We start from the raw sequence: 23,101 nt of genomic DNA on the forward strand, positions 1-23,101 counted from the left end.
TTTGGCCGCCCGTTCCTAGATCAGCGTCGACCAGTAATCCCAGAAGCGCACCAGAATCAGCAGAACCAGCGCCGTGAACCACAGCGCGACCAGCGACCAGCGCCACTGGTGAATCGCTCGCGCCACCGCGTTGCCCTCCTGGGGCGCCAGCGCGATCGACGCCACCACCACCAGCAGCGGAATGGTCACGGCCCACACCACCATGCAGTACGGGCACAGCGCGCCGATGGTGTAGAGGCTCTGATAGATGAGCCAGTGGATGAAGACCACGCCCAGCGTGGTGCCGACGGCCAGGCCGGCCCAATACCACCGCGGCAGTGGAACTTTCGCGACCGCGAGCACACCAGTGACCACGACCACCGAGAACGCGACGACGCCGATCAGCGGGTTGGGAAAGCCGAAAGCCGCAGCCTGCGGGGTGACCATCACCGATCCGCAGGAAAGGACCGGATTGAGGTTGCAGGACGGGACGTAGGCGGGGTTCTGGAGCAGCTCGATCTTCTCGATCGTGAGCGTGACGGCGGCGGCGAGGCCGAGGACGCCGGCAATCAACACCCAGAGGGCGCTCGCCCTCGGTACGGCGAATGCGGGGCCGTCGGCCGATGGCTCGGTCGACGGCTCTCCAGTCGCCGCGGTGACGGTCATCGCGTCGTCGTCGGCGCCGCGGGTGCTGCGGGCGGCGTCGGGGCGGCCGGCGCTGCGGGTGCGCCGGGTTGCCCGGGGGCAGCTGGCGCTGCCGGTGCGCCCGGTTGCGTCGGGGCGGGCGCAGGCGGCGCGGCGGTCACGTTCGGCAGGTCGCCGACGATCTCCTTGATCTTGGCGACCAGGGCGTCGGGCGTGGAGTACTCGTAGTCCTCACCGTTGATCCGGACCGTCGGAGTGGCGTTCACCTTCGACGCCGCGGCGAGGCCGTCGACCATGTCGACGTAGCGGCCGCTGTTGATGCATTCGGGCACCTTGCCCACCACACCGGCCTGCCGGGCGGTTTCGATCAACTGCTCGTTGGTGGGGAAGATCGTTCCCGTCTCGCTGGGCTGCTGGGCGTACAGCGCGGCGTGGAACCGTCGGAAGACCTGCTTGTCCGGAGTGGTGTCCTCGTCGGCCACGCAGTACGCGGCGGCGCCGGAGCGCGACGAGTAGTTCTGGTTGGCCGGCCGGTCCAGGATCGCGACCATGTTGTAGTCGGCCGCGATGGCGCCGCTCTCGATCAGCTGATTGATCGTCGGGCCGAACGTCTGCTCGAAGCGGCCACAGACCGGGCAGAGGAAGTCCTCGTAGAGGGACAGCACGGCCTTCGGTTCGGAGGTGCCCTCCTTGGTGATCAAGTTGCTCGACGCCACCCGGATCGACTTCGTCTCGCCACCCGAGGGCTTCTTGCTGCCAGACATCACGATGTAGAGCACCAGGGCCACGGCGAACACCACGACGACGGCGGTCAGCCCGATCTGGATCATGAGGTTGCGCCGGCGATCGGCGGCCTTCAGGTCGTAGCTTGCGGTCTTCTTGGGTTTCGTGGCCACGCGACTAGGGTACCGGCGGCGTTTCCGGCGTCCGTCAGGTCCGGCTCAGATGCGCGCGCACCGCGGAAACGACCTCCGCCATCGCGGTGGCGCTATCGCCGCCGAGGGTGAAGAAGTTGGCGAAGCCGTGCACCAGCGAGCCGAACTGCCGGTGATCGACGGCGACACCGGCCGCCGCCAGCGCATCGGCGTACTGGTTGCCTTCGTCGCGCAGCGGGTCGAAGCCCCCGGTCACCACCAATGCCGCTGGCAGGCCGGACAGGTCGGCGGCCCGCAGCGGCGACACCCGCGGGTCGGTCATCGCCACAGCGGGATCGGCGAGGTAGTTGTCGCGGAACCAGTCCATGTCCCGCTTGGTCAGGAAGTATCCGTCGGAGAACAGCGTCCCCGAACGCGTCTCGTCACCGAACTGGGCAACGGGGTACAGCAGCAGTTGCAGCGCCGGCAGTTGCACACCCTCGTCGCGGGCCTGCTGCGACACGACGGCGGCGAGGTTGCCGCCCGCGCTGTCACCGCCGACCGCGATCCGGGTCGGGTCGGCGCCGAGTTCCGCCGCGTGCTGCTGTGCCCACCGATAAGCGGTGTAGCAGTCCTCTGCGGCTGCGGGCGCCTGATGCTCGGGGGCGAGCCGATAGTCGACGGACAGCACGTGCACACCCGCGTCCCGGCAGAGCAGGCGGCACAGGCCGTCGTGAGTGTCGATGTCGCCGATGACGAAGCCGCCACCATGGAAGAAGACGAGCAGCGCGGGCTCTGGGTTGTTGACGTTGTTCACGGGAACGTAGTGCCGGGCCCTGATGGCGCCAGCGGCGCCTGGGATGGTGATGTCGGTCACGCCGACGGCGATGGCAGGGGCGATCTTCGCGGCGAGCTTGCGCAGCTGGGAGCGGGCCACTGCCACGTCGCGACTGGCGACCAGTCCATTGACACCCGAGACCCGTTGCGCGGCCAGCATCAGCTGCAACGTGACGTCCAGAGTGTTGCCGTCGATCGTCACCGTCCGTCCACCGAGGAGCAGCCGCTTGACGGGATCGGGGATCTTCGGCAGTGCGCGCAGCAGGACTCCGCTGGCCCCGTTGAGCACGGCCAGACGGACCCGACTCGGACGGTCCACGTCCGAATGACCCTTGGCCAGTGGTGATCGGGTGTGCACAGCCTCGGCTGGCAGACTCTTCGTCATGGCAACTCCATCAGTCACGCTGAACGACGGTAATTCGATACCCGCCATCGGGTTGGGGGTATGGCAGACGCCGGCCGACGATACCGAGCGGGCCGTTGGCGCCGCACTGACCGCCGGTTACCGGCACGTCGACACCGCGGCAGCGTACGGCAACGAGGCCGAGGTCGGGCGTGCGGTCGCCGCCTCGGGCGTCCCTCGGGAGGACGTCTTCCTGGTGACGAAGTTGTGGAACTCCGAGCAGGGTTACGACAAGACGTTGAAGGCCTTCGACGCCAGCATTTCGAAGTTGGGGGTCGACTACCTCGACCTCTACCTCATTCACTGGCCCGTGCCCGAGGCGAACGCCTACGTCGACACGTTCAAGGCCTTCGCCAACCTGCGCGACCAGGGCGGCATCCGCTCCATCGGCGTCAGCAACTTCGAACCCGAGCATCTGAACATCCTGATCGATGCGACGGGAATCGTCCCCGCCGTCAATCAGATTGAGCTGCACCCCCTTCTGCCGCAACGCGAACTGCGGGAAGTGCACGCCAGCCTGGGCATAGCTACCGAGGCGTGGAGCCCGTTGGGCCAGGGCTCGCTGCTGGAGCACCCGACCGTCACCAAGCTCGCCGAGGCACACGGCAAAACGCCAGCACAGGTCCTGATTAGGTGGCACATCCAGCTCGGTAATATCGTCATCCCCAAATCGGTGAACCCCGATCGGATTGTGAGCAACTTCGACGTGTTCGACTTCGAGCTGAGTGAGCAGGACATGACGTCCGTCGCCTCGCTCGAGGATGGCACCCGACTGGGTCCCGATCCACGAACGTTCAACTTCACAGGATAGGTGACATGACCTCGGCCGCAGCGACTCCCAATTTGTCTCTCAACGACGGGAACACCATTCCGGTTCTCGGGATCGGCGTGGGTGAGCTGACGGACGCGCAAACCGAGCAGGCGGTGTCGTCGGCGCTTGAGATCGGCGTCCGCCTCATCGACACCGCCGCGGCTTACGGCAACGAGGCCGCGGTGGGCCGGGCGGTCGCCGCGTCGGGCATTCCGCGTGCCGAGATCTTCGTGACCACCAAGCTCGCCACCGAGGACCAGGGCTTTCAGGCATCGCAGGATGCGTGCAAGGCCAGCCTGGAACGGCTGGGGCTGGACTACGTCGACGCGTACCTCATCCACTGGCCGGCGGGCAATCCCGGCAAGTACGTCGACAGCTGGGGCGGCCTGATGAAGGCCAAGGAAGTCGGCCACGCCAAGTCGATCGGCGTCTGCAACTTCACGGCCGAGGACCTCTCCAACGTCATCGAGCTGTCGTTCTTCGTTCCGGCGATCAACCAGATCGAACTGCATCCGCTGCTGAATCAGGCCGAGCTGCGCGCGGTCAACGCCGAGCACGACATCGTGACCGAGGCATACTCACCGCTCGGCGTGGGCAAGGTGCTGCAGAACGCGACGGTTCAGTCGATCGCGGGCGAGTACGGCAAGACTCCTGCGCAGGTGCTGATCCGGTGGAGCATCCAGCTCGGCAACGTCGTGATCCCGCGGTCGTCCTCCCCCGAGCGCATCGCCGAGAACTTCGACGTGTTCGACTTCGAGTTGGCCGCCGAGCACATCGATCAGCTGAGCGCGCTCGACGAGGGCACCCGCTTCCGGCCCGACCCCGAGACCTACACGGGCACGTAAGCCCCACCTCTCCGGGCGAGACTCAGCCCGTCGGACAGGTAGTCGCGGCATCGCGCAGCACCACCGCGGACGGCTGGTCGATCGGAAGTCCATAGCCGCGCAACACCTCGGCGAACTGCACCGCGTACTGGCACCAGAACGCGTGGTTGGGCGGCATCCACACCGCGGGTTGTCCATCGCCCTTTTCCTGGTTGGCCGGTCCGTCGACCGCGAGCAGGTTCGCCGGATCGTTGGCGAACCGGACGCGCAATTCGTCGGGCCAGTTCCGCGCGCCCAGATCCCACGCGAGGGCCAACGGAACGATGTGGTCGATTTGGACGGCGGCGCCCACCTGAGCTCCACGGGTGAACGGGATGACGGCGTTGGTGTACGGGTCGTGCAGCGTGCCGGTGGCAACCGCGGTGGGGCACCGCGTGATCGACACGTAGGTCTTGTCGAGCAGGTCGCGATCGAGGACGTCGTTGCGGGTGTCACAGCCGTTGTGGCCGCCGGGTGCGGTGTTGTCGTCGGTCCAGGTGTCGCCGAAAGCAGCTCGGCGGTAATCGTTTCCGTGGATGCGCTGCGGGATCTCCGGGATGCCTGCGAGCACGTCGACGCCGGGCGCGACGGTGGGAACGTCGGCGTCGGCCACGAACCGGTCGGCGCGCCCCGTCGTCGACATCACCTGGACCGCCACCACCACGGCGAGCAGCACCCCGGCCACCAGCCAGGCCAACCGCCTCACGACTTGTCCAGGTACTCGACCGCGTCGGTATCGGAGAACGGCGCCGCCAGCAGCGCGATGCCGCGGTGCCGGACCAGTGTCGGGTCGTCACCGTAGAGCGATTCGCAGAATTCCCGCGCGGCTTCGATGATTTCGCGGTGTTCGGCCAGCGATAGCAGTTTGAGCGTGATCGCCCGCCCAGACTGGTTGAGGCCCAAGACGTCTCCCTCGCGCCGCTCGGCGAGGTCGAGGTCGGCGAGTTCGAAGCCGTCGAGGGTGGACGCCACGGCCTTCAAGCGCGCGCCCGCCTTCGAGGCTTCGGGAAGGTTGGTGGCCAGCAGGCACAGGCTGGCGTGGCTGCCCCGGCCGATCCGGCCGCGCAGCTGGTGCAGCTGGCTGATGCCGAACCGGTCGGCGTCCATCACGACCATCACGGTCGCGTTGGGGACGTCGACACCGACCTCGATGACGGTGGTACACACCAGAACGTCGATCTCACCGTTGCGGAAGGCCGACATGACGGCGTCCTTCTCGTCGCCGCTCAACCGTCCGTGCATGAGGCCCAGCCGCAGGCCGGCCAGCGGCCCGTGCTTGAGGTGGTCGAGCACCTCGACGACGGTCAGGGGCTTCGGGCCACCGTCCTTCTTGGCGCCCTTCTCGGTGTCGTCGATGCGCGACGCCACCACGTAGGCCTGTCGTCCAGCGCCGACCTCCTCGGCGACGCGCTGCCACGCCCGGCTCAGCCACTGCGGCTTGTCCTTCACGAAGATGGTGTTGGTGGTGATCGGCTGGCGACCGCGCGGCAGTTCCCGCAGGGTCGAGGTCTCCAGATCGCCGTAGACCGTCAGCGCCACAGTGCGGGGAATCGGCGTTGCGGTCATCACCAGCAGATGCGGCGTTATGCCACCGGTTGCCTTGGCGCGCAATCGATCCCGCTGCTCGACACCGAAGCGGTGTTGTTCGTCGACCACCACCATGCCCAGTTGATGGAAGTCGACGGCGTCCTGCAGCAGCGCGTGCGTCCCGATGACGATGCCGGCCTGCCCCGTCGCCACCTCGTCGCGCACTTGGCGCTTCTGCTGCGGCGTCATGGATCCGGTGAGCAGCGCCACCCGGGTGGCGCCTTCCGCACCGCCGAGCTGTCCCGCCATGCCGAGTGGTCCCAGTACATCGCGAATGGACCGATCGTGTTGGGCAGCAAGAACTTCCGTTGGCGCGAGCAGAGCGCACTGGAAGCCGGCATCGACCATCTGCAGCATGGCCAGCACCGAGATGATTGTCTTGCCAGAGCCGACCTCACCCTGCAGCATCCGGTGCATGGGCTTGGTGGACGCGAGTTCCTCGGTGAGCACGTCGAGTACTTCGCGTTGACCCTTGGTCAGCTCGAACGGCAGCCGGTCGTGTAGCGCAGCGGCCAACCCGTCGTCGCGTTTCGGCGCTGGCGGGCCGGTGTCACTCAGCGCGCCGTACCTGCGTTCGACCAGGGCCCACTGCAGTCCGATGGCCTCGTCGAAGGTCAGCCGCTGTCGTGCCCGGTCGCGGTCCTCGACGCGCTCGGCCATGTGGATCCCACGCAGCGCCTCGTCTTCGGAGCACAGATCCCACTGCCGCCGAACGCTTTCCGGTAGTGGATCCTCGATCGGATCGAGTACGGCCAGTACCTGGCGCACGCACGCGAAGATGTCCCAACTCTGCAGCTTCGCGCTGGCCCCGTAGATGGGGAAGTAGTCGCGTTCGAACGCCGCCAGCAGCTCGGCCTCGTCGCCGGCCCCCTCCGCGATCTTGGCCAGCGACTTGCTGCCCGTGCCCTGCCCCGACCCATCGAGCACCAAGAATTCCGGATGAGTCAGCTGCATGACGTCGCGGAAGTACGACACCTCGCCCGACAACATCACCCGGGCGCCCTTGGGCAATTGCTTCACCAGGTAGTCGGCGTTGAAGAACGTGGCCGTCACCTTGGGCTTTCGATTTCCCAGGGTGACGATTGCGTACTTGCGTGGCCGCTTGCCCGGCTGCTGCTTCATCGGCTTGGTGACCACGTCGGAGATGACGTCGACGAAGGTGACGTGCTCCCCCGCTTCGAGATCGAGGGCCTCGCCCTCTCCTCGGACCGTCATGCCGTCGCTGTACTTGCGCGGATAGTGCCGCAACAGGTCGTCCACGGTGCGGATGCCGAAGTGCTCGTCCAGCGACTTGGCGGCCTTCGCGCCGAGCACGTGCAGCAGTCCGTCGGTGAGCGCGACCACGGTTACTCCACCCCGATCAGCAGGGCGTCGCCGCCGTGGCCGGTGTGATAGGTCACCAGCTCGGCCGCCAGATGCTTGCCGCGTACGTGCGCCTGCAGGGCCTCGCCGACGCTCGGTTCGACGTCGGCTCCGGTCAGCACGGTGACGAGTTCACCGCCCGAGGTGAGCATCAAATCGATCAAGCCTGCCCCGGCGGCAATCAGGTCATGCCCGACGATCAGCACCTCGTCGCCCGAAATGCCCAGCCCTTCACCGGGTCGGCAGGTGCCCGCCCAGGTGAGCGCCTCTTCGGTGGCGACCCGGACCGAGCCGTGCCGAGCTCCCGCCGCGGCGCGCGCCATCGTGTAGCCGTCGTCGACGGCCTGGCGCGTCGCGTCGTGCACCGCGAGCGCGGCAAGGCCCTGGACCATCGACGCCGCAGGCACGGGAACCACGTCGATGCCCCAGCCGATCGCCGCGGTGCAGCCGGCGACCAATTCCTCGGCGGCGAGATATCCGTTGGGAAGCACCATGATCTGCGCGGCGCCGACGTCGACGAGAGCGCGCAGCAGCCGTTGCGCGCTGATCGGCTCGCCGCCGTCGGGCCGCAGCACGTGCGCACCCTCGCCGGCGAACAGCGCCTGCGCGCCGTCGCCGTCGACGATCGCAAGCACCGCCCGGTCGTGGCTCCATCCACCGGACGGCCTGGCCCCGGCGTTGCCGGTCAGCGCGGTGACCTGGATGCGGCTGGGCGTGCCGACGTCCAGCGCCGCCTCCACGGCGCCGCCCGCATCGTCGGCGTGGACGTGCACCGAGTACTGGCCGCCACGTCCGGATGCCGCGATGGCCACCGATTCGCCGAGCCGTCCGAGCCGCTCGCGCAGCAGTTCGACACCGGCGTGGTCGCAGTCGGCCAGCAGGTACATCACCTCGAACTGTGGTGGGACGCCCGTCGTGATCGTCGCCGCATCGTCCGCTGGCGGAGCCGCGTCATATTCGCCCCGGTGCGGCGCCTGTCCGGTCAGCGCGGACGTCATCGCGTCGAGCAGCACCAGCAGCCCGCGCCCTCCCGCGTCGACCACGCCGGCCTTGGTGAGCACGTCGAGTTGTTGCGTGGTCTTCTCCAGCGCAATCGCCGCCGCCTCGCAGGCCGTTGCGACGACCGTGACGAGGTCCGCGCCGTCGGCGGAAGCGTCCTGCGCGGCGTCGGCCGCGGCTTGCAGCACGGTGACGATGGTGCCCGGCACGGTTTCACCCACCGACGTGACCGCAAGGCCGAGCCCGCGTCGCAGAGCCGCGCCGAACAGTTCGCCGTCGAGACCGGCGAGAAGACCGTCGCGCTCGGTCGTGGCCTGGGCGGTGACGTCGGCGACGCCCCGCAGAATCTGTGACAGGAGGACGCCGGAGTTGCCGCGGGCGCCTTGCAATGCACCGTCGGCGAGCGCCGCGGCCACCGCCGCCACGTCGTCGTCGGCGCGCGAGTCGGCACATGCGCAGGCCGCACGCATGGTGAACAGCATGTTCGTCCCGGTATCGGCGTCGGCAACTGGGAAGACGTTCAGCCGGTTGATCTCGTCGGTGTGGGCGAGGAGGCCGCCGACCGCCAGATGCGCCCAATGCCGCAGAGTGGCGGCGTCGAGCCGACGAGCCGACATCCCCACCTCCAACCACGAGCCGCCGCGTGCGCGCAAGCCTAGCCATTCCACCCGACACCACGGCAGAAGCATTCGCACCGGTGGATGCGTTTTGGTGATACCCACCGAGCCCGGTATTCTGGTCGGGTTGTCGGGTCACCCGCTCGTGGTCGTTGGCCCCCCAGTACTGATCGAGGAGTTTCTACATGGCTGCCGTGTGCGATATCTGCGGGAAGGGCCCCGGCTTCGGCAAGTCGGTGTCGCACTCCCATCGCCGGACCAGCCGTCGCTGGGATCCGAACATCCAGCCGGTGCGCGCCGTCGACCGCCCAGGCGGCAACAAGAAGCGCTTGAACGTCTGCACGTCCTGCATCAAGGCCGGCAAGGTCGCACGGGGCTAAGTCCCGCTCGACACACGTTCTTCCCTCGCCGAGACTGCGGTGAGATCGCGATCTGCGCCATTCTTGCGATCTGACAGCAGGCTCGGCGCAACCGCGGTCCGCCAGGCGCGCTAATCCAGCCGCCAGTCGATCGGATCCGCACCCATCTCGGCGAGCAGCTGGTTGGCCCGGCTGAACGGCCGTGAGCCGAAGAAGCCGCGTGACGCCGACAACGGCGACGGGTGCACCGACTCGATCGTCATGCACCGATCGCCGACCAACATCGGCTTCAGCGTCGCCGCGTCGCGCCCCCACAGCACCGCCACCAACGGACGTGGCCGCGACACGAGGGCGCGGATGGCGCACTCGGTCACCGCTTCCCAACCCTTGCCCCGGTGCGACGCCGGAGTCCCGGGCCGCACGGTGAGCACCCTGTTGAGCAGCATCACGCCACGCTGCGCCCACGGCGTCAGATCACCCGACGTGGGCGCGGGATGCCCGAGGTCGGCGATGTACTCGCGGAAGATGTTGTCCAGGCTGCGCGGCAGCGGCCGCACGTCGGGCGCCACCGAGAAGCTCAACCCCACGGCGTGTCCCGGCGTGGGATAGGGATCCTGGCCGACGATGAGCACCCGCACGTCGTCGAACGGAAACGTGAAGGCGCGCAAGACGTTCTCACCCGCCGGTAGGTACCGCTCGCCGGCGTCGATCTCGCTGCGGAGAAACTTCCCCATCAGCGTGACCTGTTCCTCGACGGGTTGCAGCGCGCGGGCCCAACCCTCCTCGACGAGTTCGTGCAATGGGCGTGCCGTCATGATGGGTCAACCTAGCGTGCGCCGCTTCTCAGAACGACTGCCAGCCCGCGTTTCCACGCCACGGGTTTCCGTCCACCAGTACGCGCGACGGTCCGGCGACCACGACGCCGATGCGGCGCCAGCCGTCGGGCAGCGCCCCGGGGAACGTCGCGACGAGGGCGTGGTCCTCTCCCCCACCCATCACCCACTCCCACGCGTCCTGTCCCGTCGCCGCGGCGGCTGCGACGAGCCCGTCGTGATCGGCGGCCAGCGCCGCGCGGGACACGTCGATGCCAACAGCCGACGCGTCCGCGACGTGGCTCAGATCGGCCACCAGACCGTCGGACACGTCGGTCATCGCCGTCGCACCCGCGTCCGCGGCGGCGCGCCCCTGCCCGTAGGGCACCTCAGGCGTGAGATGTAGCCTGCGAAGCGCGTCGTACTCGCTAATGTCGTCGCGAACATCGTTGTGCCACAACGCATATCCCGCCGCCGACCGCCCGAGACCGCCCACCACCGCCACCGAGTCCCCGGGACGGGCCCCGTCCAGCCGCACCGGGTCGCGGCCAGCCAGGTCACCCAGCGCCGTGACCGAGATCACCCACTGCGGGGCCGCGACCAGATCGCCTCCGACGATCCCCGCCCCGAATAGCCCGGCCTCCGCCCACATGCCGTCGGACAGTGCGAGCACGTCATCGCCCGACGTGTCGCCGGGCGCGCCGAACGCGACGACGAAGGCGGTGGCGGTCGCACCCATGGCCTCGACGTCGGCCGCGTTCTGCGCGATTGCCTTGCGGCCCAGGTCATGCGGGGTCGACCAGTCCAGCCGGAAGTGGCGGCCCTCGACCAGCATGTCGGTGGTCACCACGGTGCGACCGTCGGGTGAGAGGACCACCGCCGCGTCGTCGCCGGGGCCGAGCGCCACCGCCGCCGGCTGCTGCCGACCGCGCACCAGCCGATCGATCACGGCGAATTCGCCAAGCCCCGCCAAGGTCGTCTTCGTCTCGTCGTTCTCGCTCGCCATTTCGTCCCCTGAACACCCGCGCGACCTGCGGTACGTTTGGTCCCCCGAAGTCTATGCAGCAGGAAGGAGGAGATAGCGCGTGGTCGAAGCCTTCATGCTGATTCAGACCGAGGTCGGCCGCGCCGAAGTCATCGCCAAACAACTTGCCGCGCTGCCGGGTGTCGTCTCGTCCGAGTACGTCACCGGCCCCTACGACGTCGTGGTCCGCATCGCCGCCGACTCCCTTCGCGACCTACAAGACACCGTCGTTCCCAGCGTTCAGCACGTCACCGGGATCACCCGCACCCTGACCTGTCCCATCGCCGACGGAGCGCAGCCCTAGAGTTGCGCGTGTGACCTCCGACGACGGACCCGACGGCCCGCCCCGCGGCGTCCTGGTGGCCGCCGTGATCGTGGCCGTGGCTGCCGTGATCGGCGTGCTGGTGTTCGCGATGATCCGGCAAACACCCCCGCAGCAACGCCCCGTCGCGATCGTGTCCGTTCCCGCGCCGCAGGCCGGCAGCGACGCCTGCCACGCTCTGGTCGCCGGGCTGCCCGACCGGCTGGGCGACTACCAGCGGGTCCCGGCCGCCGAACCCGCCCCCGTCGGGGCCGCGGCGTGGCGGGCGAATCCCGACGGCGAACCCGTGATTTTGCGCTGCGGCCTGGAACAGCCCGTCGACTTCGTCGCTGGCACGCCCGTCCAGGTCGTCGACGACGTGGACTGGTTCCGCATCGGTGACGAGGGCCGCAGCACCTGGATCACGGTGGACCGGCCGGTGTACGTCGCGCTGACGCTGCCCGACGGGTCGGGTCCGACGCCGATACAGCTGATTTCGACGGCGGTCGCCGCCGCGATGCCGGCGGTGCCGGTCAATCCACGCCCGGTGCGCTAGCGCAGGCCGGTGCCGCGCGCCAGCGCGGTGTCGACCATGGTCGACAGCAGCGTCGGGTAGTCGATCCCGCTGGCTGCCCACATCCGCGGGTACATCGAGATGGTGGTGAAGCCGGGCATGGTGTTGATCTCGTTGATCACCGGCCCGTGCTCGGTGAGGAAGAAGTCGACACGGGCCAGGCCTTGACAGTCGATGGCGCGGAACGCTCGGATGGCCAATTGTCGTACGGTGTCGGCGATCTCGTCGTCGACCTTGGCGGGAACGTCGAGTTCCGCGGCGTCTTCGAGGTATTTGGTGGCGAAGTCGTAGAACGCGTCCTCGCGGCCACGCACTCCGGCGACCCGGATCTCGCCGACGGTGCTGGCTTCGACTGTGCCGTCGGGGAATTCGAGCACTCCACACTCGAGTTCACGCCCCGGAATGGCGGCTTCGACGATCACCTTGGGATCGTGCCTGCGGGCCAGCTCGATGGCCGAAGGCAGCTCGTCCCACGCCACGACGCGGCTGACGCCGATCGAGGAGCCGCCGCGGGCGGGCTTGACGAACACCGGAAGGCCTAGTCGCTCACGGTCCTCGAGTTCCACGGTGGCGTCGTGCGGCCGCAACACCACCTGGTCACCGATCGGCAGACCCTCCGCGGCGAGCAACTTCTTCGTGAATTCCTTGTCCATGCCCGCGGCGCTGGCAAGCACCCCGGCGCCGACATAGGGCACGCCTGCGAGCTCGAGCAACCCCTGGATGGTGCCGTCCTCTCCGTAGGGACCGTGCAGGACGGGGAACACGACGTCGACGGTCGTCAACAGGTCACCGGGCCCCTTGCCGAGCGAGAGCAGTTCACCGCGCCGGACGGGGTCGGCGGACAGCGCCAGCGCGGTGCCCGACGTGCCGCTCACCTGCGGCAGTTGGCCGTCGGTGATGGCGAGCGTCTCGGGCCGCGCGTCCGTGAGCACCCAGGATCCCTCGGGCGAAATGCCGACGGCGACCACCTCGAACCGCTCCGGATCGAGATTGCGCAGGATGCTGCCAGCGGAAACGCACGAAATGGCGTGTTCGGAGCTACGTCCGCCGTAGACGACGGCGACGCGCGTGCGGGCAGTCACAATCTAGAGAGGCTACCCGTCGGCGATCCGGAGGGTGGTCCGCGCAAGCGTGCGGGAGCGCAGCGGCCGCGGGAATCGACTCAGCGGAGAGCCTGATCGATGTCGGCCAGCAGGTCGTCGGTGTCCTCTATGCCAAGGGAAATCCGGGCGAACCCCTCAGCGACCGGGTCACCCCAGCGGGCCCGACGGTCGACGGAGGTGTGCAGACCACCGAAACTGGTGGCCGCGACCAGCAAGGAACTGCGATCCACCAACGCGTGCACGGCGGCCGCGTCGGCGAGTTCGACGCTGACCAATCCGCCGAAGCGCGCCATCTGGCGGCACGCGACGCCGTGGGAGGGATCGTCGGGCAACCCCGGGTAGCGCACCGACCGCACCGCCGGATGTGCGTGCAACATCAACGCGACGGCCTGGGCGTTCTGGCATTGCCGTTCGAAGCGCAACCCCGCGCTGCCCAGACTGCGCAGCGTCAACCACGCCTCGAACGGGCCGAGGATGGCGCCGGCCAGCAGGCGTTCGCGTTCGACGGCGGCCATGAGATCGGGATGGCTGCCTGCGACGTAACCGGCAACGACGTCGCTGTGCCCGGCCAATCCCTTGGTGGCGCTCGCCACGACCAGGTTTGCACCCAGCGACAGGGGGTGCTGGCCGAACGGCGTCGGCGTGGTGTTGTCGACGACGAGGGTGGCATCGCGGGCCCGGCAGATCATCGCCAACCGATACAGGTCAACGACGTCGAGCGTCGGGTTCACCGGCGTCTCGGCCAGCACCACCTGCGCGTCGGCGGCGGCGTCGCACATCTGGTTCGCGGAGGCCTCGATGACCGTCACTCCTTGCGGCACAAGGCTTTCCGCCGCATACCGCCGGACCTGATAGTAGCCGTCGGCGGGCACGACGAGAGTCATGCCGGGCCGGACCAGCGCCCGCAACGCCGACGTGATGGCTGCCATCCCGGAACCGAACGTCAACGCCGATGCGGCACCCTCGAGTTGGGCCAGGGCCGATTCGAGTTGGCGCCAGCTGGGATTGGCGCCACGACCGTAGGTGTCCAGGGGCAGCGATTCGTCTGCCGAGAGGTGGTACGCCGACGCGGGAACCGGCGGCGGAGCCACCGGCTGGCCCGGAATGCGCTGGGACGCCGTGGCCTTGACGCTGCGGGTGGAATCACCGTAGTGGCCGTCCATAGCCCTATTGGCCCTATTCCGGTTTGGTGCTGCGACCCAGCAGCAACGCCACGGCTTCGTCGACCGAAAGACCCTTGTGGCAGACGCGGTTCACCGCGTCGGTCAGCGGCATCTCGACGTCATAGCTCGACGCGAGGGCAAGCACCGACTGGCACGACGTCACCCCCTCGGCGACGTGGCCGCCGGCCGCGGCGAGCGCCGATTCCATGGTGCCGCCCCGGCCAAGGCGTTCGCCGAACCCTCGATTGCGCGAACGCGGTGACGTGCAGGTGGCGACCAGATCGCCGACGCCGGCCAGACCCGCCAACGTCGTGCCCTTGGCGCCCAAGGCAATTCCCAGCCGCATGATCTCGGCGAGACCCCTGGTGATGATCGCTGCGGCGGTGTTCTCGCCAAGCCCCACTCCGGCGGCCATGCCGCAGGCCAGGGCGATGACGTTCTTGCACGCGCCACCGATTTCTGCGCCAACCACGTCGGTGTTGGTGTACGGGCGGAAGTATCCGGTGGACAGCGCGCGCTGAAGCGCGACGGCCCGGCCCGAGTCGGCGCAGGCGACCACGGTGGCGGCAGGCTGCTGGTCGACGATCTCACTGGCGAGGTTCGGGCCGGTGACGACGGCTACCCGATCGGCGCCCGCCCCCGTCACCTGGGTGATCACCTGGCTCATCCGCATCAGCGTGTTCAGCTCGATGCCCTTGGCCACGCTCACCAGCGTGGCGTCGCCGCCGACGTGGTCGCGCCATTGCTCGAGGTTGGTCCGCAGGGTCTGCGCCGGCACGGCGAGCAGTACGGTGCACGCGCCTGCCAGCGCCGCAGCCGGATCGCCGGTGGCTCTGACCGTCTTGGGAAGTTCGACGTCCCCGAGGTAGTTGGTATTGCGGTGAGTGTCATTGATCTCGTCGGCCAGCTCCTGGCGCCGCGCCCACAGCGTGACGTCGTTGCCCGCATCCGCGAGCACCTTCGCCAAGGCCGTGCCCCACGCACCGGCACCCATCACAGCCGCGTCCACCACGGCTTCAAATCTAGCCTGGGCACTGGGCTGGCAGGATGGCAACCATGAACGGCCATCCCGCCGGCGCCCCGGCGGACGTCGAGGTGATCATCGCGGTCAAGCGACTCGGCGCTGCCAAGACGCGGCTGGCGCCCGTGATGTCCGCCACAGGCAGGGAGAACGTCGTTCTCGCCATGCTGGTCGACACCATCAATGCGGCGTCAGCGGTGCCGGCGGTGCGCGGGATTACCGTCGTCACACCCGACGAGGTGGCCGCCTCGACCGCGCGCGGGCTCGGTGCGCGGGCACTGGCCGACCCCACCCCCGACGGTCACCACGACCCGTTGAACAACGCCATCCTTGCTGCCGCGGCAGCCGTCGCGGCAGGCGCATCGAACATCGTTGTCCTCCAAGGTGATCTGCCGGCGCTGCAGCCGCACGAACTTGCCGAGGCCATCGCCGCGGCCAGGCACCGGCCGCGCAGTTTCGTCGGCGACCGGCACGGCACCGGCACCGCGGCGCTGTTTGCCTTCGGGGCAGCACCCAATCCCCTCTTCGGGCCGGATTCGGCACGGCGCCACGCGGATTCGGGTGCAACGGCGTTGACAGTCCCGTGGCCGGGGCTACGGTGCGACATCGACACGGCCGACGATCTGTCGACCGCGATGCGGCTGGGCATCGGCCCGGCCACCGCGGCCGCGGTCAGCGCGATCGGGTTGTCTCGCGTCGAAGGATGACCCCCACGCGGTCACGCCTAGCCCCGGGCGTCGCCGATAGGGAATGATCGAGCTTGTGACCGAAGCCGAAACGCGACCTGCCGACGCGGAGTGGGTGTCGGGTACTGCTACACCCGAGGCTCCACCTGCGGCGACGCCCGACCAGATCGACAATGCCCTGCCGGAGGAGCGCTACCTCAACCGGGAACTGAGCTGGCTGGACTTCAATGCGCGCGTGCTGGCCCTGGCCGCCGACACGTCGCTGCCCCTACTCGAGAGGGCGAAGTTCCTTGCCATCTTCGCCTCCAACCTCGACGAGTTCTACATGGTGCGGGTCGCGGGCCTGAAACGCCGCGACGAGATGGGGCTCTCCGTCCGCTCGGCCGACGGCCTTTCGCCACGCGAACAACTGCGCCGCATCGGTGAGCGCACCCAGCAGATCGCCACCCGGCATGCCACGGTGTTCGGCGAACTCGTGCGCCCCGCGCTGGCGGAGCAGGGCATCGTGATCCTCACCTGGAACGAGCTCGACGACGTCGAAAAGGGGCGCCTGTCCACTTACTTCCACGAACAGGTGTTCCCGGTGCTGACGCCGCTCGCCGTCGACCCGGCGCACCCGTTTCCGTTCGTGAGCGGCTTGAGCCTGAACCTGGCGATCACCGTCAAGCAGCCCGAGGACGGCACCCAGCACTTCGCCCGAATCAAGGTGCCCGACAACGTCGACCGGTTCGTCGAACTCCGCGTGCGGGACGGCTTCGAGGGTGAAGTGCAGTTCCTGCCGATGGAGGAGCTGATCGCGGCGTTCCTGCCGGTCCTCTTTCCAGGCCTCGAGATCGTCGAACATCACGCGTTCCGCATCACCCGCAACGCCGACTTCGAAGTCGAAGAGGACCGCGACGAGGATCTGCTGCAGGCGCTCGAACGCGAGCTGGCACGGCGGCGGTTCGGCTCGCCGGTGCGGCTGGAGATCGCCGACGACATGACCGAGAACATGCTCGAATTGTTGTTGCGCGAACTCGACGTTCACCCCGGCGACGTCATCGAGGTGCCCGGCCTTCTGGACCTGTCGTCGCTGTGGCAGATCTACGGCGTCGACCGGCCCGACCTCAAGGACCCGCCGTTCGTGCCTGCCACGCCACCGGCGTTCGGTGAGCGCGAGACCCCCAAGAGCATCTTCTCCACGTTGCGCGACGGCGACGTGCTCGTCCATCACCCCTACGATTCGTTCTCGACGTCGGTGCAGCGCTTCATCGAACAGGCCGCGGCGGATCCGAACGTGTTGGCCATCAAGCAGACGCTGTACCGCACATCCGGCGACTCACCGATCGTCAACGCATTGATCGACGCCGCGGAGGCGGGCAAGCAGGTCGTCGCGTTGGTTGAGATCAAGGCCCGCTTCGACGAACAGGCCAACATCAAGTGGGCCCGTGCACTGGAGCAGGCGGGCGTGCACGTGGTGTACGGGCTGATCGGGCTCAAGACACACTGCAAGACGTGTTTGGTGGTGCGCCGTGAGGGCTCGGCGATTCGGCGCTACTGCCACATCGGGACCGGTAACTACAACCCGAAGACGGCAAGGCTGTACGAGGACGTCGGCCTGCTGACCGCCTCACCCGACATCGGTGCCGACCTCACCGACTTGTTCAACTCGCTGACGGGTTACTCCCGAAAGGTGTCCTACCGCAACCTTCTGGTGGCGCCCTACGGCGTGCGCCGGGGCATCGTCGAGCGCATCGAGCGTGAAATCGCCGCCAAGCAGGAGGGTGCCGAAGCCGGGATTCGGTTGAAGGCCAACGCCCTGGTCGACGAGCAGGTGATCGATTCGCTGTACCGGGCGTCGCAGGCCGGGGTCCGGGTCGAGGTCGTGGTGCGGGGCATCTGCGCGCTACGCCCGGGGGTGCCAGGGTTCTCCGAGAACGTGGTGGTGCGGTCGATTCTCGGCCGATTCCTGGAACACTCGCGCATTATTCACTTCCGCGCCATCGACGAGTTCTGGATCGGAAGCGCCGACATGATGCACCGTAATCTCGACCGTCGCGTCGAGGTGATGGCACAGGTCAAGGATCCGAGGCTGACCGCACAGCTGGACGACGTGTTCACGTCGGCCATGGATCCCGCCACCAGGTGCTGGGAACTCGAAGCAGACGGTCACTGGACGGCGTCGCCGCACGAGGGCCAGACCGTACGCGACCATCAGGTGTCGCTGATGGAACGGCACAGGCACCACTGAGGACGACGCCGACCGACTCGACGGGGCACACCGGCCCCCGAATGACGTGCAGGAGTTGAGGTGCCCAAGAAGTCCGCTCGCCCCGCAACCACGACGATCCTGGCTGCGGGTGCTGTGCTCTGGCGATACGCCAACGCATCCGACGCTACGGAAGTCGCGGTGGTGCACCGACCGCGCTACGACGACTGGTCCCTGCCCAAGGGCAAGGTCGACCCCGGCGAAACCGAACCGGTCACCGCGGTACGCGAGGTCGAGGAGGAGACCGGCTACGCAGCCAAGCTCGGCCGGCGACTTGCGTCGGTCAGCTATCCGGTCGAGCAAGGCACCAAGAAGGTGCGGTACTGGGCGGCCCGCGCGCTCGGCGGCGACTTCGTTCCCGGGGACGAAGTCGACCAGCTGATCTGGCTTCCCGTCGCGGACGCGATGAAGCGGGTGCAGTATCCACATGACCGAAAGGTATTGCGGCGCTTCGTAAAACAGCCTGCCGACACGAAGACGGTATTGATCGTCCGGCACGGTGTGGCCGGCACCAAGTCGCGGTACAAGGGCGACGACCGGAAGCGACCGCTCGACAAACGCGGACGCGCGCAGGCCGAGTCGTTGGTTGGCCAGCTGCTGGCGTTCGGCGCCACCGAGACCTACGCCGCGCCCCGGGTGCGGTGCCGTCAGACACTCGAGCCACTGGCCGAGGAGTTGGGCGTCGTCATCAACGACGAGCCGTTATTGACCGAGGAGGCGTACGCCGACGATCACGATGCCGGCCGACTCCGCGTCCTCGAGATCGCGAAGGCCGATGGCACGCCGGTCATCTGCACGCAGGGAAAGGTGATCCCTGATCTCGTCGCATGGTGGTGTGAACGGGACGGTGTTCGGCCCGACAAGTCGCGCAACCGCAAGGGCAGCACATGGGTGCTGTCGCTGGTCGGCGACACGTTGGTGGCCGCCGACCACATCGGCAGCGCCCTGTCCACGCGCTCGTAACGCTCACGCAGACACGCCGTAGACCCGAGGGGTCTACGGCGTGTCTTGTACCGGAACTGATTCCGGTACGTGCTGCTACTTGCGGCCCTTCTTGGCGGGCGCCTTCTTGGCCGGAGCCTTGGTGGCGGCCTTCTTGGCCGGAGCCTTCGTGGCTGCCTTCTTGGCGGGAGCCTTCTTGGCGGCCGGAGCCTTCTTGGCAGCCGGAGCCTTCTTGACTGCGGCCTTCTTGACCGGAGCCTTCTTGGCAGCCGGAGCCTTCTTGGCTGCGGTCTTCTTGGCGGGAGCCTTGGTCGCGGCCTTCTTGGCCGGAGCCTTGGTGGCCACCTTCTTGGCGGGCGCCTTGGTCGCGGCCTTCTTGGCCGGAGCCTTGGTCGCGGCCTTCTTGACCGCCTTCTTCACGGCTGCCTTCCGGGCCGGTGCCGCCGTCGCGCCACGCTTCACTGCTGGTCCTTCCGCCGGGAGACGCTGTGCGCCAGACACAACCGCCTTGAACTGAGCGCCCGGCCGGAACGCCGGTACAGACGTGGGCTTGACCTTCACCGTCTCGCCCGTGCGCGGATTGCGTGCAACCCGAGCTGCGCGGCGGCGCTGTTCGAACACGCCGAACCCGGTAATGGTGACGCTGTCGCCCTTATGGACGGCACGCACGATGGTGTCTACGACGTTCTCCACGGCGGCGGTAGCTTGCCGACGATCGGTGCCCAACTTGTCCGTGAGGACATCGATGAGCTCTGCCTTGTTCATTGCAAAACCTCCGAAGCCAGTGGTCCACTTTGGACCGACTAGTGGACACGGTAAACCTTTACACCGCTGATTTCCAAGAGCCACGCCCAATTTCAAGCGTAGCTAGCGAGGAATTCGGCAATCTGGTTGCCCCACACCGGCGGTGGTACGCGTGTCCCAAACGGGGTTGCTGGCCCGTGATTTCGGCCCTTTCGGGGCCCGCCTTCAGGCCGGCAGAGTGCGCGGCTTCCAGCTCGGCCTGCGCTGCTCGAAGGCCTCGATCTCGGCCTGTTTCTGCAGCGTAAGGCCGATATCGTCGAGTCCGGAGAGCAGTCGCCAAGCGGTGTAATCGTCAATGTTGAACGGCAGCATGACCGTTCCAGCGGCGATGGTCCGATCTTGAAGATTCACAGTGATTTCCAGACCCGGATGCTGCTCGATGAGTTTCCACAGCAGTTCCACATCGTCTTGTGCGACTTCGGCGGCGAGAAGCCCCGCTTTTCCGGAATTGCCGCGGAAGATGTCGGCGAACCGTGACGAGATGACGACCCGGAAGCCGAAGTCCATGAGTGCCCACACCGCGTGCTCACGCGACGAGCCGGTGCCGAAATCTGGCCCCGCCACCAATACCGAGCCCCTGTCGAAGGGTGGCAGGTTCAAAACGAAGGACGGATCGTTGCGCCAGGCCGCGAAGAGCCCATCCTCGAAACCCGTTCGGGTGACGCGCTTCAGATACACGGCCGGAATGATCTGGTCGGTATCGACATTCGACCGGCGCAGCGGGACGCCGATACCGGTGTGGGTTTGGAACGCTTCCATGGCTGTTTCCCCTAACGATTCGAGGCGGCGGAAGGGTCGGACAAGTCGGACGGCGAGGACAGCGTGCCGCGCACCGCGGTGGCCGCCGCCACGGCGGGCGACACCAGATGCGTGCGCCCGCCCTTGCCCTGTCGGCCCTCGAAGTTGCGGTTGGAGGTCGACGCACAGCGCTCCCCCGGCGCGAGTTGATCGGGGTTCATGCCCAGGCACATCGAGCAGCCGGCCTGGCGCCACTCCGCGCCTGCCGCGGTGAAGACCTCACCCAGCCCTTCGGATTCGGCCTGTGCGCGGACCCGCATCGAACCCGGCACCACCAGCATCCGCACCCCGTCGGCAACCTTGCGGCCGCGCAACACGTCTGCGACTACGCGCAGGTCCTCGATCCGGCCGTTCGTGCAGGAGCCGACGAAGACGGCGTCGACTGCGATGTCCCGCATCGCCGTTCCCGGAGACAAGTCCATGTAGGTCAACGCCTTCTCGGCTGCCTGGCGATCGCCCTCGTCGAAGATCATCTCGGGGTCGGGCACCGCGCCGGCGAGTGGCACACCTTGGCCGGGGTTGGTGCCCCAGGTGACGAACGGGCTCAGCGTCGAGGCGTCGAGGTAGACCTCGGTGTCGAATTCGGCGCCCTCATCGGTGCGCAACCGCCGCCACGCGTCCACCGCGGCATCCCACTCGGAACCCTTGGGGGCGTGCGGACGACCGCGCAGGAACTCGAACGTCGTCTCGTCCGGGGCGATCATTCCGGCCCGGGCGCCGGCCTCGATGCTCATGTTGCAGATCGTCATCCGCCCTTCCATCGACAGCGATTCGATGGCGCTGCCGCGATATTCGATGACGTACCCCTGGCCACCGCCGGTGCCGATCTTCGCGATCACCGCAAGGATCACGTCCTTGGCACTGACGCCGGCGGGCAGCACGCCGTCGACGTTCACGGCCATGGTCTTGAAGGGCCGCAGCGGCAATGTCTGTGTCGCGAGCACGTGCTCGACCTCCGACGTACCGATGCCCATCGCCAGTGCACCGAAGGCGCCGTGCGTAGAGGTGTGAGAATCACCACACACCACGGTCGTTCCCGGCTGGGTCAGTCCCAGCTGCGGACCGATGATGTGCACGATGCCCTGCTCGACGTCACCCATCGGGTGCAGCCGGATGCCGAATTCCTCGCAGTTGCGGCGCAACGTCTCGACCTGAGTACGCGACACCGGATCCGCGATCGGCTTGTCGATGTCGATCGTCGGCACGTTGTGGTCCTCGGTGGCGATGGTGAGATCCGGCCGACGCACGCCGCGCCCCGCGAGCCGGAGACCGTCGAACGCCTGCGGACTGGTGACCTCGTGGACCAAGTGCAAATCGATGTAGATCAGGTCCGGTTCGCGAGCGGCGCCCTCGCCGGGGCCGGTGACCACCACGTGGTCGGCCCACACTTTCTCTGCCATCGTGCGTGGCTTTTCAGTCATGACGTCATCAATCCTTCGGGAGCGATCCGCAGGTGCCGGGCTGGCAATCTCACTATGCGGGAAGTTAGTATCCCTCTGTGAGACAGGATAGCGGTATCGGCGTGCTCGACAAAGCGGTGGGCGTGCTGCACTCGGTGGCCGAGTCACCCTGCGGGCTGGCCGAACTGTGCGAGCGCACGGGCCTGCCACGCGCGACCGCGCATCGACTGGCTTCCGGACTGGAAACGCACCGGCTGCTGGACCGCGACGCCGAAGGCCGGTGGCGGCTCGGCCCCGGACTGACCGAATTGGCCGGGCACGTGAACGACCCGCTGCTCGCCGCGGGGGCGGTGGTGCTGCCCCGGTTGCGCGAAATCACTGGGGAGAGCGTCCAGCTCTACCGTCGTGAGGGCACCTCTCGGGTGTGCGTGGCGGCGCTCGAACCGCCGGCCGGCCTTCGCGACACGGTGCCGGTGGGCACCCGCCTACCGATGACCGCGGGCTCGGGCGCCAAGGTGCTTCTGGCATATAGCGACCCCGCCACTCAGCAGGCGGTACTGCCCGGCGCCAAGTTCACCGACCGCACTCTGGCCGAGGTGCGCAAGCGGGGCTGGGCGCAGAGCGCAGCCGAACGCGAACCCGGTGTGGCGAGTATTTCGGCGCCGGTTCGAGACGGCCGAGGAACCGTGGTTGCGGCGGTTTCGGTGTCGGGACCCATCGACCGCATGGGTCGGCGACCCGGCGCGCGCTGGGCGGCCGATCTGCTCGCGGCGGCCGAGGCGCTGACGCGCCGGTTGTGACGCGGGCGCAGCAGCCCGGGCGATTCGGCTGCGGCGCAGGGGAATTCGCGAGGCCGCCCGAACCGCGGGCACTGGCACGGTAATTCGCGGGTTGCATCAAATGACTTCC

At 67.9% G+C, this 23,101-nt stretch carries 23 protein-coding genes; 9 read left to right on the forward strand and 14 right to left on the reverse strand.

All coding sequences use genetic code 11. The features are described 5' to 3' along the window. Nucleotides 1–15 precede the first annotated feature (15 nt). The 3 genes from N536_RS0118395 to N536_RS0118405 are packed head-to-tail and all read right to left on the reverse strand — an operon-like array spanning nucleotide 16 to nucleotide 2,700. Nucleotides 16–645, reverse strand: a complete 630-nt coding sequence (locus N536_RS0118395; RefSeq protein WP_029114944.1) for a vitamin K epoxide reductase family protein — start codon at nucleotides 643–645, stop codon at nucleotides 16–18. Continuing rightward, nucleotides 642–1,520, reverse strand: coding sequence for a thioredoxin domain-containing protein (locus N536_RS0118400; protein WP_029114945.1), 879 nt, complete (start codon nucleotides 1,518–1,520; stop codon nucleotides 642–644). Before N536_RS0118400 ends, N536_RS0118395 begins: the two co-directional genes overlap by 4 nt. A 34-nt stretch (nucleotides 1,521–1,554) precedes the next feature. Next, nucleotides 1,555–2,700 (reverse strand): alpha/beta hydrolase, encoded by a 1,146-nt coding sequence (locus tag N536_RS0118405; RefSeq protein ID WP_029114946.1) that lies wholly within the window; start codon nucleotides 2,698–2,700, stop codon nucleotides 1,555–1,557. Between N536_RS0118405 and N536_RS0118410 the strand changes: the two genes are divergently transcribed. Continuing rightward, nucleotides 2,699–3,529 (forward strand): aldo/keto reductase, encoded by an 831-nt coding sequence (locus N536_RS0118410; RefSeq protein ID WP_029114947.1) that lies wholly within the window; start codon nucleotides 2,699–2,701, stop codon nucleotides 3,527–3,529. The genes N536_RS0118405 and N536_RS0118410 overlap by 2 nt on opposite strands. A gap of 5 nt (nucleotides 3,530–3,534) precedes the next feature. After that, a complete protein-coding gene (locus N536_RS0118415) occupies nucleotides 3,535–4,374 on the forward strand; it encodes an aldo/keto reductase (RefSeq protein ID WP_029114948.1) in 840 nt (279 codons plus the stop codon). A gap of 22 nt (nucleotides 4,375–4,396) precedes the next feature. Here N536_RS0118415 and N536_RS0118420 read toward each other — a convergent pair whose 3' ends face one another. Genes N536_RS0118420 through N536_RS0118430 form a run of 3 tightly spaced genes read right to left on the reverse strand, consistent with a single transcriptional unit; the run spans nucleotide 4,397 to nucleotide 8,957 of the window. After that, nucleotides 4,397–5,098, reverse strand: a complete 702-nt coding sequence (locus N536_RS0118420) for an HNH endonuclease family protein (RefSeq protein WP_029114949.1) — start codon at nucleotides 5,096–5,098, stop codon at nucleotides 4,397–4,399. Next, nucleotides 5,095–7,323: an ATP-dependent DNA helicase RecG gene (gene recG, locus N536_RS0118425; protein ID WP_029114950.1), complete on the reverse strand. Its 2,229-nt coding sequence runs from the start codon at nucleotides 7,321–7,323 to the stop codon at nucleotides 5,095–5,097. Before recG ends, N536_RS0118420 begins: the two co-directional genes overlap by 4 nt. A gap of 2 nt (nucleotides 7,324–7,325) precedes the next feature. After that, nucleotides 7,326–8,957: a DAK2 domain-containing protein gene (locus N536_RS0118430; RefSeq protein ID WP_029114951.1), complete on the reverse strand. Its 1,632-nt coding sequence runs from the start codon at nucleotides 8,955–8,957 to the stop codon at nucleotides 7,326–7,328. Between the two features lie 185 nt (nucleotides 8,958–9,142). Between N536_RS0118430 and rpmB the strand changes: the two genes are divergently transcribed. Beyond that, nucleotides 9,143–9,337, forward strand: coding sequence for a 50S ribosomal protein L28 (gene rpmB, locus N536_RS0118435; protein WP_029114952.1), 195 nt, complete (start codon nucleotides 9,143–9,145; stop codon nucleotides 9,335–9,337). A 110-nt stretch (nucleotides 9,338–9,447) separates the two neighbouring features. Here the strand turns inward: rpmB and N536_RS0118440 are convergent, their stop codons facing one another. Continuing rightward, nucleotides 9,448–10,131: a uracil-DNA glycosylase gene (locus N536_RS0118440; RefSeq protein ID WP_029114953.1), complete on the reverse strand. Its 684-nt coding sequence runs from the start codon at nucleotides 10,129–10,131 to the stop codon at nucleotides 9,448–9,450. Nucleotides 10,132–10,159: 28 nt separating this feature from the next. Beyond that, nucleotides 10,160–11,134 (reverse strand): thiamine-phosphate kinase, encoded by a 975-nt coding sequence (locus N536_RS0118445; RefSeq protein WP_029114954.1) that lies wholly within the window; start codon nucleotides 11,132–11,134, stop codon nucleotides 10,160–10,162. 79 nt (nucleotides 11,135–11,213) lie between these two features. On the opposite strand from N536_RS0118445, the gene N536_RS0118450 reads away from it, so the two are divergent. Together N536_RS0118450 and N536_RS0118455 are read left to right on the forward strand one after the other, a co-directional pair. Then, the gene (locus N536_RS0118450; RefSeq protein ID WP_029114955.1) at nucleotides 11,214–11,456 is read left to right on the forward strand and encodes an Lrp/AsnC family transcriptional regulator; all 243 of its coding nucleotides are present in this window, start codon (nucleotides 11,214–11,216) and stop codon (nucleotides 11,454–11,456) included. Between the two features lie 10 nt (nucleotides 11,457–11,466). Then, entirely contained in the window at nucleotides 11,467–12,009 is a 543-nt protein-coding gene (locus N536_RS0118455) for a DUF3515 domain-containing protein (protein WP_029114956.1), read from the forward strand. On the opposite strand, the gene N536_RS0118460 is transcribed toward N536_RS0118455, so the two are convergent. The 3 genes from N536_RS0118460 to N536_RS0118470 all read right to left on the reverse strand — a co-directional run bounded on the left by N536_RS0118460 (nucleotide 12,006) and on the right by N536_RS0118470 (nucleotide 15,287). Beyond that, nucleotides 12,006–13,109 carry a D-alanine--D-alanine ligase family protein gene (locus N536_RS0118460; RefSeq protein WP_029114957.1) on the reverse strand — a complete coding sequence of 368 codons (1,104 nt, stop codon included), beginning with the start codon at nucleotides 13,107–13,109 and terminating at the stop codon, nucleotides 12,006–12,008. The genes N536_RS0118455 and N536_RS0118460 overlap by 4 nt on opposite strands. An 80-nt stretch (nucleotides 13,110–13,189) precedes the next feature. After that, complete coding sequence (locus tag N536_RS0118465) at nucleotides 13,190–14,293, reverse strand: cystathionine gamma-lyase (protein WP_029114958.1); 1,104 nt, start codon at nucleotides 14,291–14,293, stop codon at nucleotides 13,190–13,192. Between the two features lie 13 nt (nucleotides 14,294–14,306). After that, on the reverse strand, nucleotides 14,307–15,287 hold the full coding sequence (locus N536_RS0118470; protein WP_036436853.1) for an NAD(P)H-dependent glycerol-3-phosphate dehydrogenase: 981 nt from the start codon (nucleotides 15,285–15,287) through the stop codon (nucleotides 14,307–14,309). 62 nt (nucleotides 15,288–15,349) lie between these two features. Between N536_RS0118470 and cofC the strand changes: the two genes are divergently transcribed. The 3 genes from cofC to N536_RS0118485 are packed head-to-tail and all read left to right on the forward strand — an operon-like array spanning nucleotide 15,350 to nucleotide 19,211. Further along, nucleotides 15,350–16,021 carry a 2-phospho-L-lactate guanylyltransferase gene (gene cofC, locus N536_RS0118475; RefSeq protein ID WP_029114960.1) on the forward strand — a complete coding sequence of 224 codons (672 nt, stop codon included), beginning with the start codon at nucleotides 15,350–15,352 and terminating at the stop codon, nucleotides 16,019–16,021. A gap of 43 nt (nucleotides 16,022–16,064) precedes the next feature. Further along, the gene (locus N536_RS0118480; protein ID WP_029114961.1) at nucleotides 16,065–18,230 is read left to right on the forward strand and encodes an RNA degradosome polyphosphate kinase; all 2,166 of its coding nucleotides are present in this window, start codon (nucleotides 16,065–16,067) and stop codon (nucleotides 18,228–18,230) included. A 60-nt stretch (nucleotides 18,231–18,290) separates the two neighbouring features. Continuing rightward, complete coding sequence (locus N536_RS0118485) at nucleotides 18,291–19,211, forward strand: bifunctional NUDIX hydrolase/histidine phosphatase family protein (RefSeq protein WP_029114962.1); 921 nt, start codon at nucleotides 18,291–18,293, stop codon at nucleotides 19,209–19,211. Between the two features lie 75 nt (nucleotides 19,212–19,286). On the opposite strand, the gene N536_RS0118490 is transcribed toward N536_RS0118485, so the two are convergent. From N536_RS0118490 to leuC, 3 genes are all read right to left on the reverse strand, one after another. Next, nucleotides 19,287–19,955 carry an HU family DNA-binding protein gene (locus N536_RS0118490; protein WP_029114963.1) on the reverse strand — a complete coding sequence of 223 codons (669 nt, stop codon included), beginning with the start codon at nucleotides 19,953–19,955 and terminating at the stop codon, nucleotides 19,287–19,289. Nucleotides 19,956–20,159: 204 nt separating this feature from the next. Continuing rightward, entirely contained in the window at nucleotides 20,160–20,753 is a 594-nt protein-coding gene (leuD, locus tag N536_RS0118495) for a 3-isopropylmalate dehydratase small subunit (RefSeq protein ID WP_029114964.1), read from the reverse strand. An 11-nt stretch (nucleotides 20,754–20,764) separates the two neighbouring features. Further along, nucleotides 20,765–22,213, reverse strand: a complete 1,449-nt coding sequence (gene leuC / locus N536_RS0118500) for a 3-isopropylmalate dehydratase large subunit (RefSeq protein ID WP_029114965.1) — start codon at nucleotides 22,211–22,213, stop codon at nucleotides 20,765–20,767. 77 nt (nucleotides 22,214–22,290) lie between these two features. Between leuC and N536_RS0118505 the strand changes: the two genes are divergently transcribed. Then, nucleotides 22,291–22,992, forward strand: a complete 702-nt coding sequence (locus N536_RS0118505) for an IclR family transcriptional regulator (protein WP_029114966.1) — start codon at nucleotides 22,291–22,293, stop codon at nucleotides 22,990–22,992. Nucleotides 22,993–23,101 lie beyond the last annotated feature (109 nt).

The organism is Mycobacterium sp. URHB0044, from assembly GCF_000620625.1.
Lineage (GTDB): Bacteria > Actinomycetota > Actinomycetes > Mycobacteriales > Mycobacteriaceae > Mycobacterium.